19 protein-coding genes are annotated in these 23,378 nt (G+C 60.0%); 16 read left to right on the top strand and 3 right to left on the bottom strand.

Features of this window, described 5'->3' with window-relative positions; genetic code table 11:
* Positions 1-143: 143 nt before the first annotated feature.
* Positions 144-950 carry a divergent polysaccharide deacetylase family protein gene (locus tag ACSEXW_RS01780; protein WP_438444365.1) on the top strand — a complete coding sequence of 269 codons (807 nt, stop codon included), beginning with the start codon at positions 144-146 and terminating at the stop codon, positions 948-950.
* A 6-nt stretch (positions 951-956) separates the two neighbouring features.
* On the opposite strand, the gene ACSEXW_RS01775 is transcribed toward ACSEXW_RS01780, so the two are convergent.
* Positions 957-1,652: an N-acetylmuramoyl-L-alanine amidase gene (locus ACSEXW_RS01775; RefSeq protein WP_438444364.1), complete on the bottom strand. Its 696-nt coding sequence runs from the start codon at positions 1,650-1,652 to the stop codon at positions 957-959.
* 157 nt (positions 1,653-1,809) lie between these two features.
* Between ACSEXW_RS01775 and lonB the strand changes: the two genes are divergently transcribed.
* From lonB to ahbA, 11 genes are all read left to right on the top strand, one after another.
* Positions 1,810-3,522, top strand: a complete 1,713-nt coding sequence (gene lonB / locus ACSEXW_RS01770; protein ID WP_438444363.1) for an ATP-dependent protease LonB — start codon at positions 1,810-1,812, stop codon at positions 3,520-3,522.
* 189 nt (positions 3,523-3,711) lie between these two features.
* Positions 3,712-6,054, top strand: coding sequence for an endopeptidase La (gene lon / locus ACSEXW_RS01765; protein WP_438444362.1), 2,343 nt, complete (start codon positions 3,712-3,714; stop codon positions 6,052-6,054).
* Positions 6,051-6,749 (top strand): ribosome biogenesis GTP-binding protein YihA/YsxC, encoded by a 699-nt coding sequence (gene yihA, locus ACSEXW_RS01760; RefSeq protein ID WP_438444361.1) that lies wholly within the window; start codon positions 6,051-6,053, stop codon positions 6,747-6,749. Before lon ends, yihA begins: the two co-directional genes overlap by 4 nt.
* Positions 6,750-6,857: 108 nt before the next feature.
* Entirely contained in the window at positions 6,858-7,391 is a 534-nt protein-coding gene (locus ACSEXW_RS01755) for a hypothetical protein (protein ID WP_438444360.1), read from the top strand.
* Positions 7,392-7,562: 171 nt separating this feature from the next.
* Positions 7,563-8,960 carry a glutamyl-tRNA reductase gene (gene hemA / locus ACSEXW_RS01750; protein ID WP_438444359.1) on the top strand — a complete coding sequence of 466 codons (1,398 nt, stop codon included), beginning with the start codon at positions 7,563-7,565 and terminating at the stop codon, positions 8,958-8,960.
* A gap of 76 nt (positions 8,961-9,036) precedes the next feature.
* Complete coding sequence (locus ACSEXW_RS01745; RefSeq protein WP_438444358.1) at positions 9,037-9,864, top strand: cytochrome C assembly family protein; 828 nt, start codon at positions 9,037-9,039, stop codon at positions 9,862-9,864.
* Between the two features lie 6 nt (positions 9,865-9,870).
* The gene (locus tag ACSEXW_RS01740) at positions 9,871-10,557 is read left to right on the top strand and encodes a precorrin-2 dehydrogenase/sirohydrochlorin ferrochelatase family protein (protein WP_438444357.1); all 687 of its coding nucleotides are present in this window, start codon (positions 9,871-9,873) and stop codon (positions 10,555-10,557) included.
* Positions 10,539-11,489 (top strand): hydroxymethylbilane synthase, encoded by a 951-nt coding sequence (gene hemC / locus ACSEXW_RS01735; protein ID WP_438444356.1) that lies wholly within the window; start codon positions 10,539-10,541, stop codon positions 11,487-11,489. The genes ACSEXW_RS01740 and hemC overlap by 19 nt, the downstream gene beginning before the upstream one ends.
* A 118-nt stretch (positions 11,490-11,607) precedes the next feature.
* On the top strand, positions 11,608-13,167 hold the full coding sequence (gene cobA / locus ACSEXW_RS01730; protein ID WP_438444355.1) for a uroporphyrinogen-III C-methyltransferase: 1,560 nt from the start codon (positions 11,608-11,610) through the stop codon (positions 13,165-13,167).
* An 81-nt stretch (positions 13,168-13,248) separates the two neighbouring features.
* Complete coding sequence (gene hemB, locus ACSEXW_RS01725; RefSeq protein ID WP_438444354.1) at positions 13,249-14,247, top strand: porphobilinogen synthase; 999 nt, start codon at positions 13,249-13,251, stop codon at positions 14,245-14,247.
* Between the two features lie 21 nt (positions 14,248-14,268).
* Positions 14,269-15,327, top strand: coding sequence for a siroheme decarboxylase subunit alpha (gene ahbA, locus ACSEXW_RS01720; protein ID WP_438444353.1), 1,059 nt, complete (start codon positions 14,269-14,271; stop codon positions 15,325-15,327).
* Positions 15,328-15,424: 97 nt separating this feature from the next.
* On the opposite strand, the gene ACSEXW_RS01715 is transcribed toward ahbA, so the two are convergent.
* A complete protein-coding gene (locus ACSEXW_RS01715) occupies positions 15,425-16,084 on the bottom strand; it encodes a Crp/Fnr family transcriptional regulator (RefSeq protein ID WP_438444352.1) in 660 nt (219 codons plus the stop codon).
* Positions 16,085-16,187: 103 nt separating this feature from the next.
* On the opposite strand from ACSEXW_RS01715, the gene hemL reads away from it, so the two are divergent.
* From hemL to ACSEXW_RS01695, 4 genes are all read left to right on the top strand, one after another.
* Positions 16,188-17,486, top strand: a complete 1,299-nt coding sequence (gene hemL / locus ACSEXW_RS01710) for a glutamate-1-semialdehyde 2,1-aminomutase (RefSeq protein WP_438444351.1) — start codon at positions 16,188-16,190, stop codon at positions 17,484-17,486.
* A gap of 425 nt (positions 17,487-17,911) precedes the next feature.
* Entirely contained in the window at positions 17,912-20,374 is a 2,463-nt protein-coding gene (nirB, locus tag ACSEXW_RS01705; protein WP_438444350.1) for a nitrite reductase large subunit NirB, read from the top strand.
* A 42-nt stretch (positions 20,375-20,416) separates the two neighbouring features.
* Entirely contained in the window at positions 20,417-20,749 is a 333-nt protein-coding gene (gene nirD / locus ACSEXW_RS01700) for a nitrite reductase small subunit NirD (RefSeq protein ID WP_438444349.1), read from the top strand.
* Between the two features lie 30 nt (positions 20,750-20,779).
* Entirely contained in the window at positions 20,780-21,607 is an 828-nt protein-coding gene (locus ACSEXW_RS01695; RefSeq protein WP_438444348.1) for a uroporphyrinogen-III synthase, read from the top strand.
* 144 nt (positions 21,608-21,751) lie between these two features.
* Here the strand turns inward: ACSEXW_RS01695 and ACSEXW_RS01690 are convergent, their stop codons facing one another.
* Positions 21,752-23,236 carry a phosphodiester glycosidase family protein gene (locus ACSEXW_RS01690; protein WP_438444347.1) on the bottom strand — a complete coding sequence of 495 codons (1,485 nt, stop codon included), beginning with the start codon at positions 23,234-23,236 and terminating at the stop codon, positions 21,752-21,754.
* Positions 23,237-23,378 lie beyond the last annotated feature (142 nt).

The following is a 23,378-nucleotide window of genomic DNA, read 5'->3' as shown; positions in this document are numbered from 1 at the left end:
CTCTTCGAGAGAAGAGACGGCAGGTTTTTTGGTGTTCCAAGGGTTCCCTGCCCCTCTTCGCATAGAGGCTGTAGGGAAGGCGCATACCATAGGTACTCGCTCACCAAGAAAGCCTATATGTTAGAAGAAAGGATGACGCAGCCATGTCCGTACGCAAGATAGGGTTGGGCCTCGGGATCGCCGCGTGGATGCTGCTGGCCGGCATAACAGGTGGTGCCGGTCCGGTGTTGGCGGAGGCTCCTGCAGTCACGGAGGATCCTCCGTTCCGCCAGGAGACCCCGCGCAAGAAGGCCGCCATCGTCATCGACGATTTCGGGAACAAGATGCAGGGGACGGAGGATATGATGGAGCTGCCGGTGCCCTTTACGGCGGCGGTGATGCCGTTCCTCCCCACCACCAAGCAGGATGCGGAGCTGGCCCACAGCCATGGAGTGGACGTGATCATCCATATGCCGATGGAGCCGGTGAAGGGCAAGAGGAGCTGGCTGGGTCCGGGAGCCATTACCACCGACCTGCCGGACGACGAGATCCGCAGGCGGGTCATCGCCGCCGTGGAGGATGTTCCTTATGCGGTAGGCATGAACAATCATATGGGGTCCAAGGCGACCGCCGATCCCCGCGTCATGCGCATTGTGCTCGAAGTATGCAAGGAGAGGAATCTGTACTTCCTCGACAGCCGGACCAGCGGCAAAAGCGTGATCGGCAAGCTGTGCGCCGAGCTGGGCGTCAAGACCGTGTCCAACCAGCTGTTCTTCGATGAAGTGTACACCTTCGAGCACATCAACAAGCAGATGAAGCGGTTCAAGACACTTGTCGACAAGCGCGACGTCTGTATTGCCATCGGACATGTGGGTCCTCCGGGCAAAAAAACGGCCTTCGTCCTGAAGAAATCTCTTCCAGATCTGAAGGACCGTGTGGAATTTGTGCCGGTGTCGTCGCTGGTGCAGTAGACCGCTCTATTTCCTGCGGGAGGTGGGGTGGTGGGCCACGTGGTCCTCCTTCAGGGAGGTCTCCAGCGCTTGGGCGATGGCAGCAGCCAGGCGCTTCTGAAAGCCGGGGTCTGTCAGCAGCGCCCGGTCCGTGCTGTTGGACATGTAGCCCATCTCGATGATCACCGCAGGCATCTTCGTGTGCTTGAGCAGATAATACTTCTTCCCGGGCTCCGGCTTGGTTTCGACGCCGTACAGCTTATTTAAGGAAGCTTGGAGCCGGGTGGCCACCTGCTTGCTGGGCTCATGACCCTTGCGGTAGATGACCAAGGGACCGGACTTGGCCTTGCTGCTCGTCCAGTTGACATGCAGGCTTATGAAGATGGAGGGGGCGAGCCGGTTGGCGATCTCCACCCGCTGGGCCAGGTCTCTCCGGTGCCGGCTGCCCTTGGACACCCGGTCATCGCTCAGCGCATAGTCGGACATCCGGGTGATGCCGGTCAGGATTCTTTTTTTGCCTAACAGGGGGAAGAGCTCCTTGCCTACGGCCAGATTGATGTCCTTCTCCAGAATCTTGCCATAGGACGTCCCTCCGTCGATGCCTCCGTGTCCGACATCAATGACGATGTCCGTCCGGGGCGTCGAGGGTATGGCGGCAGAGGCTTGAGAACCGGCCAATAACCCGAAGGCCAGCAGCAGGGCTCCCATCCGTCTCGTCAGCATGTGGTTCCTCCTTGATGGTTAGGGTGATCACCGATATATTCTGCGTCTGCAGCCGGCGATTCATACATTTTCCGGTAAAAAACGGGAGCGTCGCGGTTAGTGTTCCACCCCGGAGGCAATACTACCTGTATGAGCCATGAATACCGGAGGGATGGGTATGACATTAACCGTAATATTGATGTTTGTTCAGCTGTTTTTCGCCGTGGTAATCGGCCTCTACTTCTGGAATCTGCTCCGCAACCAGCAGAGCAACCGGACCGCCGTTGACAAGGAGTCCCGCAAGGAGCTGGATAAGCTGCGGAAGCTTCGTTCCATCTCTCTGACCAAGCCGCTGTCCGAAAAAACGCGGCCGACATCCATGCAGGACATCGTCGGGCAGAAGGAAGGGCTGAAGGCGTTGAAGGCGGCCTTATGCGGACCGAATCCGCAGCATGTCATCATCTATGGTCCTCCCGGCGTTGGCAAGACGGCAGCCGCACGGGTCGTGCTGGAGGAAGCCAAGAAGAACCCGGCCTCTCCCTTCCGCCAAGATGCCAAGTTTACGGAGATCGATGCGACCACCGCCCGGTTCGACGAGCGCGGCATCGCGGATCCCTTGATCGGCTCGGTTCACGATCCCATCTACCAGGGGGCAGGTGCCATGGGTGTGGCGGGGATCCCCCAGCCCAAGCCCGGTGCGGTGACCAAGGCCCACGGCGGCATTCTGTTCATCGACGAGATCGGGGAGCTTCACCCTACCCAGCTGAACAAGCTGCTGAAGGTGCTGGAGGACCGCAAGGTGTTCCTTGAGTCGGCCTACTACAATTCAGAGGACATGGGGATCCCGAGCTATATCCATGATATCTTCCAGAACGGCCTTCCTGCCGATTTCCGGCTGGTCGGCGCCACCACCCGGACGCCGCAGGAGATTCCGCCGGCGATCCGCTCTAGGTGTATGGAGATCTTCTTCCGGCCGCTTCTGCCGGATGAGATCGGTCAGATCGCCTCAGGAGCGCTGAAGAAGATCGGCTACCCGGAGAATCCGCGGGCCATCGAGGTCGTGAAGAAATACGCCACCAACGGCCGTGAAGCGGTCAACGTGATCCAATTGGCCGTGGGTCTTGCCATGACGGACAACCGCAATGATATCAGTGCGGCTGATGTGGAATGGGTGGTGAACAGCAGCCAGATTCCGCCGCGGCCGGAGAAGAAGGTGCCGCCGGAGCCCAAGGTGGGCTTCGTCAACGGACTTGCCGTATACGGTCCCAATCTCGGAACGCTGCTGGAAATTGAGGTATCCGCCATTCCAGCCGTCGAAGGCAAGGGCAGCTTCACCATCACGGGTGTGGTGGATGAAGAGGAGATGGGCGGAGGCTCCCGGACGCTCCGCCGCAAGAGCATGGCCCGGGGCTCCGTGGAGAATGTGCTGACGGTTCTGAAGAGTCTGGGCTTCCGGCCGCAGGACTTCGATCTCCACATCAATTTCCCGGGCGGGGTGCCCATCGACGGACCCTCTGCCGGAATCTCCATGGCTACGGCCATCGTATCGGCCATCCTCCAGATTCCGGTGGACAACCGGCTGGCCATGACGGGCGAGGTCAGCATCCACGGCAGGGTGAAGCCGGTTGGAGGCGTGGTGGCCAAGGTGGAGGCCGCCTTCCAGGCGGGAGCGGTGAAGGTGCTGGTGCCGCGGGAGAACTATCAGGATCTGTTCGCAGGTCTGCAGGGTTTGCGTGTGGTGCCTATGGATACGATCCAAGAGGTGCTTCAGGAGGCGCTTGGAGTCCGGGTGCAGGAGTCGGCACCGGTGCCCTCCATCGCGGGCGCTGAGATGCTGACCGCTTCCCCCGCGCCGCTGTTCCACGCAGGACCGGAGGGGCAGAACGGATAATAAGCAAGCGAAAGCCGGACAATAAGCCGCGGGGTCACCGTAAGCCGAGGTCCGGCTTTCCTCTGTCTGGAGGGGCTTGCGGAAGACGAGGGGCACAGGGGGGCGAGGCCCCCATCATTGGTGTTTCCCAACAATGTTTGATACAATGGGTTCACAGTTCGTTAGCAGATCATTGGAGGTGCTGTCAGGATGGGCCCGAACAAAGGCAAGGTCCGGAAGATTCCGCTGTTACCCTTAAGGGGGCTGCTCGTATATCCCAGCATGGTGCTGCATTTGGATGTGGGTCGGGAGAAGTCGGTGAAAGCGCTGGAGAAGTCCATGGTGGACGACAGCCTGATCCTCTTGTGCTCCCAATCCGAGATCAATATTGAAGAGCCGACGACGGAAGATATTTACCGGGTGGGTACCGTTTCCCGAGTCAGACAGATGCTGAAGCTGCCGAACGGAACGATCCGCGTCCTGGTGGAGGGCGTCATCCGGGCGGAGATTACCGAATTCCTGACCAACGAGGAGTATTACGAGGTCATGATCCGCGAGCTCCCGGAGCAGGAGCCCGAGGACCCGGAGATCGACGCGCTGATGCGTACCGTCTTGAGCCAGTTCGAGCATTACATTAATTTGTCTAAGAAAGTGACGCCGGAGACGCTGGCCGCCGTGTCGGATATCGACGAGCCGGGCCGGCTGGCGGATGTAATCTGCAGTCATCTATCCCTTAAGATAAAGGATAAGCAGGAGATTCTCGAAACCATCGACGTTCGCGAGCGTCTGGAGAAGCTGCTCGACATCCTGAACAACGAGCGCGAGGTTCTGGAGCTGGAACGCAAGATCAGCCAGCGCGTCAAGAAGCAGATGGAGAAGACCCAGAAGGAATACTATCTGCGCGAGCAGATGAAGGCCATCCAGAAGGAGCTCGGAGAGAAGGAAGGCCGTGCCGGAGAAGTGGAAGAGCTTCGCAACCAGCTGGCCAAGACCGAGGTGCCGGAGAAGGTCAAGGAGAAGATCGAGAAGGAGATCGACCGCCTCGAGAAGATGCCCGCGGCCTCCGCCGAGGGCAGCGTCATCCGCAATTACATCGATTGGCTGCTCAGCCTGCCGTGGGGCAAGCTGACCGAGGATGATCTCGACATCAACAAGGCCGAGGAGATCCTGAACGATGAGCACTACGGCTTGGAGAAGCCGAAGGAGCGGGTCCTGGAGTACTTGGCCGTCCAGAAGCTGGTGAAGAAGCTGAAGGGTCCCATTCTCTGTCTCGTCGGGCCTCCGGGGGTCGGCAAGACGTCCATCGCCCGGTCCATCGCCCGGTCCATGGGACGCCAGTTCGTCCGGATCTCGCTGGGCGGCGTGCGGGATGAGGCCGAGATCCGCGGTCACCGGCGGACCTACGTCGGCGCCATGCCCGGACGGGTGATCCAGGGGATGAAGACGGCGGGCACCATGAACCCCGTGTTCCTCTTGGACGAGATCGACAAGATGGCCATGGACTTCCGCGGCGACCCGGCCGCAGCACTCTTGGAGGTTCTGGATCCGGAGCAGAACAATACGTTCAGCGACCACTTCATCGAGATGCCCTTCGACCTCTCGAAGGTCATGTTCATCACCACCGCCAACGCAGCCCACAACATTCCGCGGCCCCTGCTGGACCGGATGGAGATGCTCTATATCCCCGGATACACGGAGATCGAGAAGCTGAAGATCGCCGAGCGGTACCTGCTTCCGAAGCAGAAGAAGGACCACGGCCTGGAGGAGGAACAGCTGCAGATCGGCGAGGAAACCTTGCTGGCGGTAGTCCGCGAATATACCCGGGAATCCGGGGTCCGGAACCTGGAGCAGCAGATGGCGAGCCTGTGCCGGAAGGCGGCGAAGGAGATCGTCTCCGAGCCGGAGAAGAAGGTTGTCATTACGAAGGAAACCCTGAAGGACTACCTGGGGCCCGCCAAGTTCCGCTACGGTATGGCCGAGCAGAAGGATCAGGTTGGCGCCGTAACCGGTCTGGCCTGGACGGAGGTCGGAGGGGATACGCTGGTCATCGAGGTGACCGTTATGCCGGGCAACGGCAAGCTGACCTTAACCGGCAAGCTGGGCGACGTGATGAAGGAATCGGCGCAGGCCGCCTTCAGCTATACCCGATCCAGAGTCCATGAGTTGAAGATTCCTGAAGATTTCCATGAAAAGAACGACATACACATCCATATTCCCGAAGGCGCCATTCCGAAGGACGGACCGTCCGCAGGCATTACGATGGCTACGGCGTTAATCTCCGCCTTGACCAACATTCCGGTTTCCCGGCATGTGGCCATGACCGGAGAGATTACGCTCCGAGGCCGCGTCCTGCCCATCGGTGGCTTGAAGGAGAAGTCCTTGGCTGCCCACCGTGCCGGCATTCGGACTGTGCTTCTGCCGAAGGACAACGAGAAGGACCTGGAGGAAATTCCGGAGAGTGTCCGGAAGGACATGACCTTCATACCGGTCAGCCATATGGATGAAGTGCTGGAGCATGCTCTTGTGAAACCCGTGGAGGTAGGAAGCATTTGAAGATTCTTAGCGCCGAATTCATCATCAGCGCCGTCAGTCCGGCGCAATATCCCGAGGACGCTCTGCCGGAGATCGCTCTGGCAGGGCGTTCCAACGTGGGCAAGAGCTCACTCATCAATAAGATGATCCAACGCAGAAACCTGGCCCGGACCAGCTCCCAGCCCGGCAAGACTCAAACCCTGAACTATTACCGCATTAATGACCGGCTTTATTTCGTCGATCTTCCGGGGTACGGGTATGCCAAGGTGGCAAAGACCAAGCGGGCCGAGTGGGGCAAGTTCATCGAGGGGTACCTGACACACCGGGAGCCGCTCAAGCTGTTGATCCATCTGATCGATCTGCGCCATCCCCCGACGGCAGACGACATCAACATGTACACTTGGGCCAAGCACATCGGCTTGACCGTCTGTGTGGTCACGACCAAGGCGGACAAGGTGCCGAGGGGCAAGTGGCAGAAGCATGTGAAGATCATCAAGGACGACCTGGAATTCGATCCTTCGGACAAGCTGGTGGTATTCTCGTCTGAGACGGGGATCGGCCGCGAAGAGCTGTGGGAGGTCATCCGCAGCTACGCCGGATTGGACGCCGAGCCGGTAGCGGAATCAGGCACCAGTGCACCGGGAGAGACGGTGGCTGCCGAGGAGAGCGGGCCTGCCGGCGGGCAGTCCGGCGAGGAGCCTTCCGGAGAAGAATAGAAGCTTGACCAGACAGCCATGGAGCGATCCATGGTTATTTGTTTCGCCCCCCGTCCATACAATGGTACAAGACGACATCGGCATTGCGGATGGAAGGGGATAGCGGGTATGCGGAGATCGGGAAGATGGGGGGCGGCCGCGGCGGTCATCGTCGTGGCTTGTATGATGCTGATCCTGCCCTTGTGGCAGCTGGCGGATTGGCACCGGACCCGGGCGGAGCAGGAGGATACGCTGGAGCTGCTGTATCAGGTGGCGGACTTCCAGATGGAGCTTCTGGGTAGCACGCTGGGGGACGCAGCGCAGCTCAAGTCCGTGGGGCAGCTGAACGAGTGGAAGCAGTCGGCTTATGCCGTCGGCTTCGTGCATGACCGTCTGTCCCAGGCCGTCGGGAACCGTGACCTGCCCCGGCTGGAATCGGTAAATGCCCTTCTTCAGTGGATCATGAGGGTTCAAGTAGGCGGAGACCGCACGCTGCGGCAGGAGGAGTCGGAGCTGTTGAAGGAGACGGCGCAGCGCTTCCGGAGCATGGCGGAGACGTACGCGAAGCTCATGGACGGGGGAAGCATCCGGGAAGGAGCAAGATCGCGTCTAGTACAAGAAGACGGGGAGCTGGCAGCTCTGATCCTGAAGAAGCTGAAATAAGCGGAGCGGGCGAGTTCCGGCACAGGTTGTACAGGCTAGAAAAGGAAAAGCTGGGGAATACTATGCTCGTTCAAAATTTGTTCAAACTTTTCACGAGAATCATTCTAAAAAAGTATGCTATAATGTGAAATGACATTAATCACTTTAAAACGGGAAGCGGGTGACAATCACATGCATATTTTGGCGGTAGGACTTAACCATCGTACAGCTCCTGTCGAAATCCGGGAGAAATTCACCTTCTCGTCCGACCGGCTGCCGGAGGCATTGGCTTTCCTGAAGGATACCAAGAGCGTGCTGGAATGTGTCATCGTGGGTACCTGCAACCGTACGGAGGTTTACGCGGTTCTCGACCGCAAATATAAGAACGGACATTTCGTCAAGGGATTCCTGGAGCACTGGTTTGGCATCGGCCGGGACCAGTTCGAGCCATATCTATATGTGCATGAAGAGAGAAAGGCCGTGGAGCATCTATTCCGCGTCACCAGCGGTTTGGACTCCATGGTGCTGGGCGAGACTCAGATTCTGGGGCAGATCCGGGATGCCTTCCTGCTGGCTCAGAGCCGCGGAGCGACGGGAACGCTGTTCAACAATCTGTTCAAGATGGCTGTGACCTTGGCGAAGCGCGCCCATTCGGAGACCGGCATCGGCGAGAATCCGGTATCGGTCAGTTATGCCGCCGTAGAGCTGGGTAAGCGGATCTTCGGCAGCTTCCGCGATAAGAGCGTGCTCCTGATCGGCGCAGGCAAAATGAGCGAGCTGACTGCCAAGCATCTCCATGCGGGAGGCGCAAGCCGGATTATGGTAGTGAACCGGACCCACGGCCGGGCCATCGAGATGGCGGAGAAGTTCCGCGGAACGGCGTATCCCTTCGAGCGCCTGTCTGAGGCGCTGGCCGAGGCGGATATCGTGATCAGCTCCACCGGCTCTCAGGAGCTGGTATTGACGCGGGATCAGGTCCGCTTAGCCCTGCAGGGGCGCAAGGGCGGACGTCCGCTCTTCATGGTGGACATTGCCGTGCCGCGGGATCTGGATCCCGGGATCGGCGAGCTGTCCAACGTCTTTTTGTACGATATCGATGATCTGGAGTCCATTGTGGAAGCCAATCTGGCCGAGCGCCGCCATGTGGCGGAGGAGATCGAAGGGCTCATTCAAGAGGAGATCCAGGTGTTCGAGCAGTGGCTGAAGACCTTGGGGGTCACTCCGGTCATCCGGGCCCTGCAGGAGAAGTCCAACCGGATCTATGAGGAAACGATGGACAGCATGATGAAGAAGCTTCCGGACTTGGACGAGAGGCAGCAGAAGGTGATCCGCAAGCTGGCCAAGAGCATCGTCAACCAGATGATGCGGGATCCGATCCTTCGCGTCAAGGATCTGGCGGGAGGCAAGCATGGAGACCAGGCACTCTCCATGTTCACGGAGCTGTTCGCCTTGGAGGAGATTCTGCTGGAGCAGGAGCAGGAATCCAAATGGCTGGAGCGGGTCCAGCAGGCTGCGGCTTCGACGGCTGCCGCACCGGAACGGCAAGGCGCCATAAGCTTCAACGCGGCGGAATGGCTGGCGGGTTCGTGATAGCGAATCCCGCCTTTTTCTAAATCCACGGGAAAGTCGCATACAGGGCTCCCATGCGCCCGGGAGGTGGGAGAGGATGACATACAGTCTTTTATTCGATGCGATTGTCTATTTATATGCGCTAAGCCTGCTCTTTTATTTCTCCGATCTGTTCGGCAAGAAGCGGGGGGCGTCCCGGATCGGCGAATGGCTGCTGCTCTTCGTCTGGGTGCTCCAGTCGGCCTACGCTTCTGCCCATATCTACGTACATAAATTCGTGCAAAGTTTCACGATGGCGGAGACGTTTTTTTTATTTTCCTGGGTACTCGTCACCCTGACCCTGGCCATCAACCGGTTCATCCGGATTCAGATGCTGGTGTTCTTCGTGAACGTATTCGGCTTCGCTGCCCTGTCGCTTCAGGTCTTCAGCCGGGCGGATATGATCCCGGTGAATCCGGTATGGAACATGTCCGACGAGCTCCTGTTCATCCATATCTCGCTGTCTATCGCAAGCTACGCCCTCTTCGTGGTGGCCGCCGTCTTATCCGGCCTCTACCTGTTCCTGCACCGGCAGTTGAAGGAGAAGCATTGGACCGAATCCATGAAGCGTCTGCCCAGTCTGGAGAAGCTGGACGGATATGCCTACCGGACGGTGATCGTTGCGGCTCCCATGCTGCTATTGGCGTTGGCGCTGGGCATCGTCTGGCTCGTGCTGTCGGGTGAAACCGTCTACTTGACGGATCTGAAGGTGCTGAATTCGCTCATTATTCTGGCGGTTTACACCGGTTATATCGTGCTTCACTTGACTTCCCGCGCTCCGGGGCACAAACTGGCTATATGGAACCTGGCCGCTTTTGCCGTGGTGCTGGTGAATTTTATTCTGTCCAATTCGCTTTCGGCATTTCATCAATGGATCTGGATGTGAGTCCCGTTGGAAGGATATTTCCCGATACTCTTGAAGGTTCAGGACAAAAGCTGTCTCGTGGTCGGCGGCGGCCCCGTGGCGGAGAGGCGCATCGCATCGCTTCTGGATGCGAAGGCCAAGGTCAAGGTGGTCAGCCCCCGGCTGACGGAGCCGATCTGGGCTTGGGTGCGCGAAGGGCGGATCGAGGCGGAGGAACGCCCGTATGAGCCGTCGGACCAGGACGGCATGTACCTTGTGGTGGCCGCGACGGATTCCACCCCGGTCAACGACGAGGTCTGCCGGGCGGCGGCCCGGGCCAACCGGCTGATTAACATGGCGGAGCATCCCGAGCGCGGAGATTTCATCGTGCCGTCGGTGGTGCGCCGCGGGAAGCTCGTCATCGCCGTATCGACCCAAGGAGCCAGCCCCTCGGTGGCGGCGGCCATCCGGAGGCAGATCGAGACCTCCTTCGGGCAGGAATACGAGATATACTTGGACTTCCTAAGCGAGTTTCGTTTGAAAGTCCAAGATTTGGTTAAGGATACAAAGATGAGGCAAGAGTGGTTTCGGGCGGTGCTGCAGGAGGATTTGCTGGACAAAATCCGAAGGGGCCAGTTCGAAGGCTGGAGAAGCCAAGTGATGGAATGCTTGGCTCAGCCCGGAACCCACATGGTCGGACCATTCGGAGGAGACGCATGCAGAGAATCGTCGTAGGCTCAAGGCAAAGCGCATTGGCTCTGACCCAAACAGGGCATATGATCGACCGGTTGAAGGAGATCAGCGTCCGCTTGGGGCTGGAGTGCGAATTTGAAATCCGCAGAATCGTGACGAAGGGCGACCGCATTCTGGACGTGACCTTGTCCAAGGTCGGCGGCAAAGGCTTGTTCGTGAAGGAGATCGAGCAGGCTCTTCTGGACGGGGAGATTGACTTGGCCGTCCACAGCATGAAGGATATGCCGGCGGAGCTGCCGGAGGGCCTCGTCATCGGCGCCGTGCCGGAGCGGGAGGATCCCCGGGATGTGCTCATTACGAGGAACGGACAAGGACTTGACGCCATTCCCCAAGGGGGGCGGCTCGGCACCTCCAGCCTGCGGCGCTCGTCGCAGCTGAAGGCGGCCCGGCCGGACCTGACGGTAGAGACGATCCGGGGCAACATCGACTCCCGCATCAAGAAGCTGACGACGGAGGGCTTCGACGCTATCATGCTGGCCGCCGCCGGGCTGCACCGGATGGGCTGGCAGGACCGCATCAGCGCGTACCTGCCGCCGGATGTGTGCCTGCCTGCCGTCGGTCAAGGGGCTCTGGCTATCGAATGCCGGGAGAACGACGGCTTCATCCTGGGGCTGCTCTCCCATCTGCAGCATGAGGAAACCGCTCTCGCCACGACGGCGGAGCGGAGTTACCTGGATACGCTGCAGGGGGGGTGCCAGGTGCCCATCGGGGCTTATGCCACCGTGGGACCGGCAGGGGACGGCCCCCGCGTCGTGACGCTTACCGGTATGGTCGGCTCGCCCGAAGGCGACGTTCTGTTGAAAGAGACCTTGGCCGGGACAGACCCGGCCGCTGTGGGACGGGAGTTGGCCCAACGGTTGATCGATCGGGGGGCCGACCGGATCTTGGCGCAGGTCCGGCAGGCAAACCACTGATCCGGCGCAGCCGAGGAATACATACGAGGATGAGCCTCTTGTTGGCTGGCGCCAATAGGGGGCTTCCATAACGCTTCTCCATAAGGGGCGGCGTTATTTCAGGATAGGAGTGTCGCACATGAGTGAAGCAATGCAGCCGTCCGGGAAGAAGGGGACGGTTTATCTGATCGGCGCAGGACCGGGAGATCCGAAGCTGATTACGGTCAAGGGCATGGAATGCATCGCACGGGCCGACGCCGTGGTCTATGACCGGCTGGCCAGCCCCCGTCTCCTGAAGCACATGAAGCCGGGAGCCGAGAAAATCTACGTCGGCAAGCTGCCCGACCGCCACACGCTTCAGCAGGAGGAGATCAACCAGCTGCTGGTGGATCTGGCGCTGGCGGGCAAGACCGTCGCCCGTCTGAAGGGCGGCGACCCCAGCATCTTCGGGCGCGTGGGGGAGGAGGCCGAGCTGCTGGCGGAGAACGGAGTGCCCTTCGAGATCGTGCCGGGCATCACCTCCGCCATCTCGGTACCTGCTTACGCAGGCATCCCGGTGACCCACCGGGACTACACCTCCTCATTGGCCATCATCACCGGCCACGAGGATCCCGCCAAGACGGAGTCCAGCCATGACTGGAGCAAGCTGGCCACTGCCACCGGCACCAGCATCTTCCTGATGGGGGTCAGCAACCTGGCCTATATCCGGGATCAGCTGGTGGCCCACGGGCGGTCCCCGGACACTCCGGTGGCATTGATCCGCTGGGGCACACGGGTGGAGCAGGAGACGCTGGTCGGGACCTTGTCCACCATCGTCGAGCAGGTGCGCGAGGCCAACTTCCAGTCGCCGGCCATCATCATCGTGGGCGAAGTGGTCAAGCTGCGCGAGACCCTGGCCTGGTACGAGAAGAAGCCGCTGTTCGGCAAGCGGGTGCTCGTCACCCGGGCCCGCAGCCAAGCCAGCGAGCTGGCGGACCGGATCGACGACCTGGGCGGCGAAGCCGTCGAGTTCCCGGTCATCCGCCTGCGGCAGCCGGAGCAGCCGGCCGTATTGGCGGAGCTGGATGCAGCGCTGAACCGGCTGGAGGACTTTGACTGGGTGCTGTTCACCAGCCCCAACGGCGTCCACTTCTTCTTCGAACGGCTGAAGCAGCTCCAGGTGGACGTCCGCCGGATGTGGAAGGCCAAGGTGGCCTCCGTCGGTCCGAAGACGGCGGAGCTCTTGGCCGAGCGGGGCATCGTCTCCGAGCGTCTGCCGGTGAAGTTCCAAGGCGAAGGGCTCTTGGAAGCCATTCTGCCTGAGCTGGTCCCCGGCCAGAAGGCGCTGCTTCCCCGTGCGGACATCGCCCGGGACTACCTCCCCGTCAAGCTGAAGGAGCTGGGGCTGGACGTTACGGAAGTGGACGTCTACGAGAGCGTCGTCGGCGACGATCTGGCGGACGAGGTGGTGGAGATGCTGAAGAACGGCGAGGTGCACATCACCACGTTCACCAGCTCCTCCACCGTGACGAATCTGATCGAGGTGCTGAAGCAGCACGGTGTGGAAGACCCTGCCGTACTGCTGAACCAGACCACGGTGGTCTGCATCGGACCGCTGACAGCGGAGACCGCCGAGAAGAACGGGCTCACCGTAGACCGGATGTCGGCGGAAGCGACCATCGATTCCCTGGTGCAGGCTCTGAACGGGCTGCCCCGATAAGCTTAAGTCGGCGAAAGCCGGGATAGCATGCGGCCCGGCGGCGCTGATCCGATATTGAACTGACGAGAGGGGTTACTTCCCATGGGTTTTCCCGTAATCCGCAACCGGAGGCTGCGCGGCAGCGCCGCCGTCCGCAATCTGGTCCGCGAAACACAGCTGACCGTACACGACCTGATCTATCCCTTATTCGCAGTACCCGGAACCGGCATCAAGCACGAAATTCCGTCCATGCCCGGCGTTTTCCATCTGTCGCTGGACCTTCTGGACGCCGAGCTGGATGAGATCGTCAAGCTGGGCATCCAGGGCGTTCTCTTGTTCGGCGTGCCCGAGCATAAGGACGAAACCGGCACCAGCGCCTGCCATGACCATGGCATCGTGCAGGAGGCCACCCGCCATATCAAGAAGCGGTACCCGCAGCTGCTGGTCATCGCCGATACCTGCCTGTGCCAATTCACGAGCCACGGCCACTGCGGCGTGGTGAAGTTCAACGACGCGCTGCAGCAGGCGGAGGTCGCCAACGACGAGAGCCTGGAGCTTCTGGCCGAGACCGCCGTGTCCCAGGCAAGAGCCGGCGCAGACATCATCGCTCCGTCCAACATGATGGACGGCTTCGTCCACGCCATCCGCACCGCCCTGGATGAGGCGGGTTATACCCATGTGCCGATCATGTCCTACTCGGTCAAGTATGCCTCCGCCTTCTACGGCCCATTCCGCGATGCGGCCCACTCCGCGCCTCAGTTCGGCGACCGCCGGACCTACCAGATGGACCCGGCCAACGCCCGCGAAGCGCTGAGGGAAGCCGAGGCCGATGTGATCGAAGGCGCAGATTTCCTGATGGTGAAGCCGGCATTGGCTTACATGGACATCATCCGGACCTTGAAGGAGCACTTTGACCTGCCGGTCGTCGCATATAACGTCAGCGCCGAGTATTCCATGGTGAAGGCGGCGGCTGCCAACGGCTGGATCAATGAGAAGTCCATTGTCCTGGAGATGCTGACCGGGATGAAGCGGGCGGGAGCCGACATCATCCTGACGTATTTTGCCAAGGACGTTGCCCGTTGGCTGAGAGACACCGAGTAGAACGAGAAGGAGGGGACATGCATGTCTGTCAAGACGATTGACGAAAAAGACGCCGCCATTCTGACGATTCTCCAGGAAGGCATCGACCTGGTGGAGCGTCCTTATCTGGCCATCGCCGAGAAGGTGAGCTTAAGCGAAGATGAAGTGATGGCCCGCGTGGAGGCCATGAAGAACGATAAGATCCGTCAGATCTCCGCCATCTTTGATACGCGGACCCTGGGGTATTCCTCCAGTCTGGTGGCGGCACGCGTCGCCCCGGAACGGCTGGATGAAGCGGCCGAGATCATCAACCGCCATCCCGGCGTCACCCACAACTACAAGCGGAACCATGACTTCAACCTCTGGTTCACCCTGGCCGTTCCGCCGAATTCCCGTCTGGGACTGGAGCGGACCACCGACCTCTTGGGCAAGCTGGCCGGCGTGGAGGCCATCCGGCTTCTGCCGACTCTGAAGCTCTTCAAGATCGGCGTCAATCTGGACATGTCCGGCAAGCAGGACCTGACCAAGACCAAGGCCGCTCCCCAATACCGCGAGGAGGATCGCAAGAATGCCTCCCGTGTCGTGACCGAGCAGGACATCCGCATGATCCGCGAGCTGCAGAAGGATCTGCCGGTAACGGCCCGACCCTTCGACCAATGGGCGGTGAATGCCGGCGTCACCGTGCAGGCGCTCTTGGAGGGCGCCAAAAGCTTCGTGGAGAAGAAGCAGATGCGCCGTTATTCCGCCGTCCTGAACCACCGCAAAGCGGGCTATACCGCCAACGGCATGGGCGTATGGATCGTGCCGGAGGGACGCACCGACGAGGTGGGCTACCAGATGGCGGAGTTCAAGGCGGTCAGTCACTGTTATCTGCGGCCGAGCTATGAGGACTGGCCGTATAATATCTTCACCATGGTGCACGGACGGACCATGGACGAGTGCGAATCCATCCTTCAGGCCATCGAGGATGAGACGGGGATCCATGACCGGATTACCTTGTATTCGACCAAGGAGTACAAAAAAACCCGCGTCTCCTACTTCACTCCCGAGATGGAAGTATGGGAGGAGCAGGTAATCGGCGATCTGGGCCTGGACGCCTAGAACGACGCAAAAGCCATTTCTCTCTTGCGCAAGCCTGTGAAAGGGCTGCGGAGAAATGGCTTTTTGGCTGTGGCGGACGGGGAGGGCCGGGAGCAGTTCAGCTGCGGAGTCGGGACAGCTCCAGGCGAAAGCCGTTGTGGAGCACGACGACGATCCCGCGCCCTTGGAGGTCCCGCATGACCTCCATCAGGATCGGCTTCTGACAGCCGGACATCTGAGCCAGCTCGTCGTAGTTCAGCGACACCTTGATGGTGATGGAGGTGCCCTGCCGGGTGCCGTGGCGGTTGGCCAGCCGGATCAGATTCTTAATCACCCGGGACTTGGCGTCGAGGAACGTCAGGTCGTGGACATGCTGGTTGGTCTCGCGGAGACGCTCGCAGAGCTCGCGCATGATGTCCAGACACAGCTCGAAGTTGGTGCGAAGCAGATTGTGGAAGGCCGGTGCGCTGATGGAGATCAGCTGGCTGTCCTCCAGCGTCTGGGCCGAGGCGGAGCGGGGCTTGCCGTCGATAAGAGACAGCTCGCCGAAGCTGTCGCCGGACTGGAACACGGTGAGAATCTTCTCGTCGCCGCCATGGCTGGTGAACACCTTGACCGAGCCGCTGTACACGATATAGAAGGTGGAGCCGGGATCGTTCTCCCGGAACAGCACGGTGGAGGCGGAGTATGATTTGCGCATGCTGATGGAGGAGATCAGTTGAAGCTGATCCGGGCCCAGCCGGCTGAACAGGGATACTTTCTTCAGGAATTCAATCATGCAAACCGGTTCCTCTCTTAGAATTCTTCTTAATAGTTAGTTATTCTACCATATACATCGGCAGGCAGGAACCAAATTTTCAGAAGCGGATGGTGAAGATGGGATGGACAACGGACGGAAGGACACTCGGTCCAAACAAGCATTCGAGCAGGCAAAAAAAGTGATCCCGGGCGGAGTTAACAGTCCGGTGCGGGCCTACAAATCCGTAGGGCTGACCCCGGTCTTCGTGGAGCGCGCTTCAGGCTCCCGCATCTATGATATCGACGGAAACAGCTTTATTGATTATATCTGTTCGTGGGGGCCGCTCATTCTGGGCCATGCTCATCCGGATGTGGTGGAGGCCTTGAAGCGGACAGCGGAGAAGGGAACCAGCTTCGGTGCGCCGACAGAGCTGGAGATCCGGATGGCGGAGCTCGTCTGCGAGCGGATGCCCTCGGTAGAGATTGTCCGCATGGTCAACAGCGGAACGGAGGCCACCATGAGCGCGCTGCGTCTGGCACGCGGCTACACGGGGCGCGATAAGATCCTGAAGTTCGAAGGCAGCTACCACGGGCATGCGGATTCCCTCCTGATCAAGGCGGGCTCCGGCGTGGCCACATTGGGCTTGCCGGACAGCCCGGGGGTCCCGAAGGGCGTGGCCGCCAACACGATCGCGGTTCCTTATAATGATCTGGAGTCGGTGAAGCTGGCCTTCGAGCATTACGGGGAAGAGATCGCCGCCGTCATCGTGGAGCCCATCGCCGGCAACATGGGCGTGGTGCCTCCGGTGGAGGGCTTCCTCCAGGGACTGCGGGATGTCACGGCCCGTTACGGCACCGTGCTCATCTTCGACGAGGTCATGACCGGCTTCCGCGTCGGCTACCACAGCGCCCAAGGCTTGTACGGCGTCACCCCGGATCTGACCTGCATGGGCAAGGTTATCGGCGGCGGTCTTCCCGTCGGCGCGTATGGCGGCAAGCGGGAGATCATGGAGCGCATGGCTCCGGCGGGCCCCATCTATCAAGCGGGCACCTTGTCCGGTAACCCGCTGGCGATGACGGCAGGCTATGAGACGCTGAAGCGGATGACGCCGGAGGCTTATGCCGAGCTGGAGCGTAAAGGGGCCCGCCTGGAGGCCGGGTTGGCGGCCAATGCGGCCAAGCTGGGCGTTCCGTCCGTCATCAACCGGGTGGGCTCCATGGTATGCCCCTTCTTCACCGCCGAAGCCGTCGTCAATTACGAGACGGCGAAGACCTCGGATCTGCAGCGGTTCAACCGCTATTTCGCGGCAATGCTGGACCAGGGCGTGAACCTGGCGCCGTCCCAGTTCGAAGGGATGTTCGTTTCCTTGGCCCACAGCGACGAGGATATCGATTATACGATCGAAGCGCACGGCAAGGCATTGGCAGCTGCCATCGGTTAGGGGCGGTACTTGCCCGTATATATGGATTGGACCGGGGGATGTCTCGAAGGAGACGTCCCCCGGTTTTTTTTGTCGAGGCAGCCGGCGATAATTTATTTGGGAGGTAATATAACATAATCTGATGAAGAATGAAGGAGTTCATTATAAGAGGCGACGAATCGCATTAATTGAAATTTATCAAAAGCGAACAATGACAACTAAAAGCATATTTAATATTCGTTTATTGGTGTAATGAGAAAAAAATAGCCGAATAATAGTTGAAAACTTATTGAAATTTGCGCAGGAATAAGGTATCTTTACTTATAATCATTACATGTTAGATAACATGACAATAAATCACCGTTTGGTCACAAGTATCCCGGGGGACACTCGTTTTTCACTATTGAAGATGTTATGTTTTATTACCCGATTGAGGAGTGGAGAAGATGAAGAAGAGATTAGTGCTGGTAGGCAATGGAATGGCAGGCGTTTATGCCTTGGAGCAGCTCCTGAAGCTTGCACCGGCGGAGCAGTTTGAGATCACTGTCTTCGGAAGCGAGCCCCATCCTAACTACAACCGGATTCTGCTCTCCTCGGTGTTGGCCGGAGACGCGAACATGAAGGACATTGTCATTAACGATTGGGATTGGTACAAGGACAACGGCATCACGCTTCATACCGGGCAGACGGTCACGAAGATCGATACGGCGGCGAAGACCGTCACCTCCGACAAGGGAACCACGGTCGCTTATGATGAATTGATCCTGGCCACCGGCTCGCTGCCCTTTATGCTTCCACTGCCGGGAGCCGATAAGGAAGGCGTCATTGCCTTCCGGGATATCCAGGACTGCGAAACCATGATGGAGACCTCCAAAACCTATAAGAAGGCGCTGGTGATCGGCGGGGGCCTGCTGGGGATCGAAGCGGCCAGAGGGCTTCTGAATTTGAATATGGATGTGACGGTGGTTCACATCTTCAAGTATCTGATGGAGCGTCAGCTGGACGCCACCGCTTCCGCCATGCTGAAGGCCGAGCTGGAGCGTCAGGGCATGAAGTTCCTGCTGGAGAAGAACACGGAGCAGATCAAAGGCAAGAAGCGCGTTACAGGCGTCCGCTTCACCGACGGCAGCGAGATTGACACGGACCTGGTGGTGATGGCGGTGGGCATCCGGCCCAACGTGGCCCTGGCGAAGAACAGCGGCATCGAGGTCAACCGCGGCATCGTGGTGAACGATTATCTGGAGACCAGCATCCCCCACGTGTATGCGGTCGGAGAGTGCGCCGAGCATCGCGGCATCGCCTATGGGCTGGTGGCTCCGCTGTACGAGCAGGGCAATGTACTGGCGAAGCGGCTGGCCGGTGTGGAGACTGGGGGCTACCAAGGCTCCGTTCTCTCGACCAAGCTGAAGGTTTCCGGGGTACAGGTATTCTCCGCCGGACAGTTCACCGATGAGCCGGACACCCGGTCCGTGAGGGTGCAGGATGATTTTGCCGGGGTATATAAGAAGGTTGTGATCAAGAACGGCAAGGTGGCGGGCTCGGTCATGTTCGGGGACACCTCCGACAGCTCCAAGATCTTCTCGCTCATCAAGAGCGGGGAGGATGTGACGGGCAAGGAGCGGACGCTGCTCCTGGGCGACGGCGGAAGCCAGCCGAAGTCCGGTGTCGAGCTGGTGGCGGCTATGGCGGATGATGAGATCGTCTGCGGCTGCAACGGCGTTTCAAAGGGGGCCATCGTCAAGGCTATTCAGGAAAAAGGCTGTACCAGCGTCAACGAGATCAAAGCCTGTACCAAGGCTTCGGGCTCCTGCGGCGGCTGTAAGCCCCTGGTGGCGGACCTCTTGTCACTGACCTTGGGCAGCGAAGGCGTCACCCAAGTGAAGGAGGGCATCTGCGGCTGCACGGAGCTGTCCCGCGACGAGATCGTGGGGGCGATCGGCGAGATGCACCTGACCACCACGAAGGAGGTTATGAACGTCCTTCATTGGAAGAACGAGGAGGGCTGCTCCAAGTGCCGTCCGGCGCTCAACTATTACTTGGGGATGATGTTCCCCGAGGAGCATGAGGAGGAGCGGGAGTCCCGCTTCGTGAACGAGCGCAATCACGCCAATATTCAGAAGGACGGCACTTATTCCGTCGTTCCCCGAATCTACGGCGGCGTCACGTCCCCTGCGGAGCTGAAGCGCATTGCCGAGGTCGCGGAAAAATACGCGGTGCCCATGGTGAAGTTCACCGGCGGCCAGCGCCTCGATCTGCTCGGCGTCAAGAAGGAGGATCTGCCCAAGATGTGGGCCGACCTCGATATGCCCTCCGGCTACGCCTACGGCAAAGCGCTGCGGACGGTGAAGACCTGTGTCGGCTCCACCTTTTGCCGGTTCGGGACCCAGGACTCCATCCAGATGGGCATTGAGCTGGAGAGACGCTTCGAGCGCCTGAATACGCCCGCCAAGGTGAAGCTGGCGGTGTCGGGCTGTCCGAGAAACTGCGCGGAGGCCACCATTAAGGACTTCGGCGTTGTGGCCATCGACGGTGGTTGGGAGCTGTATGTGGGAGGCAATGGAGGGGTCCATGTCCGGGCCTGTGATCTGCTGACCAAGGTGAAGTCCGAGGAAGAGGTCATGGAATGGTCGGCAGCCTTCCTCCAATATTACCGGGAGCAGGCCAAGTGGAACGAGCGGACCAGCACCTGGGTGGAGCGGGTCGGTCTGGAGTCCATCAAGGAGGCGTTGGCGAAGGAAGAGGACCGGAGGGCGCTGGTGGACCGGATCGACAAGACCTTGAGCCTGACGAAGGACCCGTGGAAGGAAATCATCGAGACCGACGAGCTTCGCGCCACCTTCGAGACCCTGAGCACAAGCGAGCTCGACGATGCGGCTAAGCTGACGGCTGCGGCGAAAGAGGGACATTAAGGAGCATCCCACGGAAGAACCCATATCGAGGAGGTAACAACGATGAAAAAGGTGGTTATCGGGCATAGGTCCGAATTTACCGAACGGCGTTCCCGGACAGCGGTGATAGACGGGGTGGAGATCGCGGTGTTCCAATTGACCGGAGGTGCCTTCCGCGCGGTGGAGAACCGCTGTCCGCATAAGAACGGCAAGCTGTCCGAGGGCATCGTGTGCGATCATCATGTGTTCTGTCCGCTGCATGACTGGAAGATCAATCTCGATGACGGCAAGGTCCAGGCGCCGGATGAAGGAGCGGTGGATGCCTACCGGGTGGAAGTGGATGAAGCGGGCAATGTTATCGTATTATTAGAGAAAAGCGGAAGCTTGGCGTCTTAATGGAGATCAAGCGGTAAGGAGGAACGGCTTATGGAGCGCGGGAGGCTGGAAGGCAAGCGAATTGCGGTGACGGGACCCCGGAAGACCGAGGAGCTGGGACGGATGCTGGAGAAGCAGGGCGGCATTCCCTTGGCCCGGCCGGCCCAGGGAACCGTATTCCTGGATGATGCGGAGGCCCGGTCGGAATTGGTCTGGCTGCTTGGGGCTGACTGGGACTGGTTCATCTTCACCACCGGAGTGGGATTGGAGACCATGCTGGAGATGGCCCGCCAATCCGGCGCGGAGGAGCACTTCCTCTCCAAGCTTCGCAGCGCTCGCGTGGCGGCCCGGGGCTACAAGGCCATCGGCGCCTTGAAGAAGCTGGGGGTGGAGCCGGAGGTCCGGGATCCGGACGGCACCTCCGCCGGTCTGGTCCGTGCCTTCGAAGAGGCGGGTATCAGTCTGGGGGGGCAACGCGTTGCCCTTCAGCTCCACGGTGACCCGGCGCCGACCCTGGTCGGCATGCTGAAGCGCCACGGCGCAGAGTACCGGGAGATTCTTCCTTACCGGCACATTCCCCCGGCGGCGGAGGACCTGGACCGTCTCATCCGGGAGATCGTCCAAGGGGAGATCGATGCCGTCATGTTTACCAGCGGCGCCCAGGTCCGGTTCCCCTTCGCGTATGCGAGGCAGACCGGCCGGGAGCGGGAGCTGCTGGATGCCTTCGCCGGCCGCACCGTTGCAGTGGCGGTAGGGAAGTACACGGCGGAGGTGCTCCGGGAGGAAGGCGTCGGCAGAGTTGTGGTGCCGGAGGAGGAGCGGATGGGCTTCATGGTTCAGGAGCTGGCCCGGTATTACGCGGAAGCCGCGCAGGGCTGATGCGGGTACGGAGATGGAACCGCCGGTCACGGTCCTGCATCGGTTGCTCCCCTTCCGGGCCCCTCGGGGTTCACCCGGCCTCAAATACAAAAGGCACCCCCAATGGAGGTGCCTTTTGTATTTGGTCAAGGTCCTATGTAGTGATTATCCGCCCTGCTTGGGTGTCGCCGCCGTAGTCGGTACCGCTTGCCCTTGAGGGGTAACGGAGGAAGCCGGCGTTGGAGTGGGCTTCGCCGCCTCGGACGGCCCGGCGGCAGAAGCGCCGGGCTGGGAGGTAGGCTGGACGGTAGGTGTAACGGTGTTCTTGGGCGATTCGTTCGGCTGCGCCGACGAGGTTCCCCCGCCGGAAGGGGACTGTGTGGGCACCGTCGAATGCGTAGGAGAGGCGGATCCCGCAGCCGGGGACGATTTCCCGCTGTCCGCCGGCGTGCTGTGCTCCGTCGGTACCGGTGTCTTGGACGGAGACGGAGTGGACGTTGGCGAAACCGAAGGCTTCAGCAGGCCCTTGGCCTTCAAGTCCGCCTGCTCCTTCAGGAAGTCCGGATGGTCGTAAGCGCCGCCCGGGTCGATCTTCGTCACACCGTCCCACGGATTGTTGGCCTTGTAATCGTTAGGATCGCTGAAGACCAGAAGCGCCGAGGGCAGGCGCCGTTCGCCGTACCGGCTGGAGGGCTTCGTGATCAGCCCGTCGGCTTGAGTGACAAGCTCCGAGGAGGCCCCGCCGTCCAGGAAGCCCGCGTTCACCACGCCTTCCTCCAGCATCAGGTCCTGAATTTCTTTGAGAGTTGCACCGACGCTGTGGGTCTGGCGGCCGTCGATAACCATGATAACGACGGTGCCGTCCTCCTTCTGGCCGATGGCTGTACGGGGCCCGCGGCCCCAGCCGCCGTCACCGGTGGTGATCAAGCCCTTGCCGTTGGCGATGACCCGCGGGTAGAACATAACGGCTTCCGAGACGCCCAGCTCCTGCAGCTGGTCGATGGTATACTTGCCCACGACGAGCAGGCCTTCCTTCGTAAAGCCGACCACATGCTGGGGAATGCTGCCGTCCTGGTCCGTATACAGCAATTCGCCGCCGGACATAATGAAGCCGATCGGGGCGAATCCGTTGCCGAGCCCGTCCGGATCCACGAAGCCGCCGCCGTTAATGCCCGCCAGGGCGCTGGTCCGTTCCACCATGGAGGTGATGCGTTCGCCTTCACCCGGCTTGGACGGCACGACGACACGGATGGCGCGGGGGTCGTAGACGTACATTTTCTTGCCTTTCCAATAGGTATCCGAGATATCCTCTACCTTGATCAGCTCTTCAGCGGAGCGCTTCTTCTTGCTCAAGTTGACGAGGTTGAAATCCTGCTTCTCCGTCCCCATCCGTTCCCGGTCCAGATGCAGCTGGGCGATCATCCGGTCACGTTTCTCCTTGCCTACGAACATCCAGGCCCATTCCCGGTGCTGGGTGGTGATAACCGTCTGCGCCATCCAGACGCGTGTCGATTCTCCCATCGGCGTCAAGAACAAATAGCTCGACAACAGGAAGCCGAGACCGAACAACAGCGCGTATGATTTCTTCAGCCAGCTCCACCCGCGAACCTGGTCCACGGTAGAAGCCCATAACTCCATTGCCGTATTCACTTGCGGCACTCTCCCTATCTCTATACTTGCTCTCCATACGGATTCAATAACACTTCTAATCTCAAACACTAAACTCTATTCTATCATAAAAGACCCCGCATTGATAATACATCCACCCTCGCGTACAATATGGAAATAAGCG

The organism is Oryzibacillus soli (assembly GCF_051594765.1).
Lineage (GTDB): Bacteria > Bacillota > Bacilli > Paenibacillales > NBRC-103111 > Paenibacillus_AR.
Note: the sequence above shows the minus strand (reverse complement) of the source record. Positions and strands in the feature narration are given on the sequence as shown.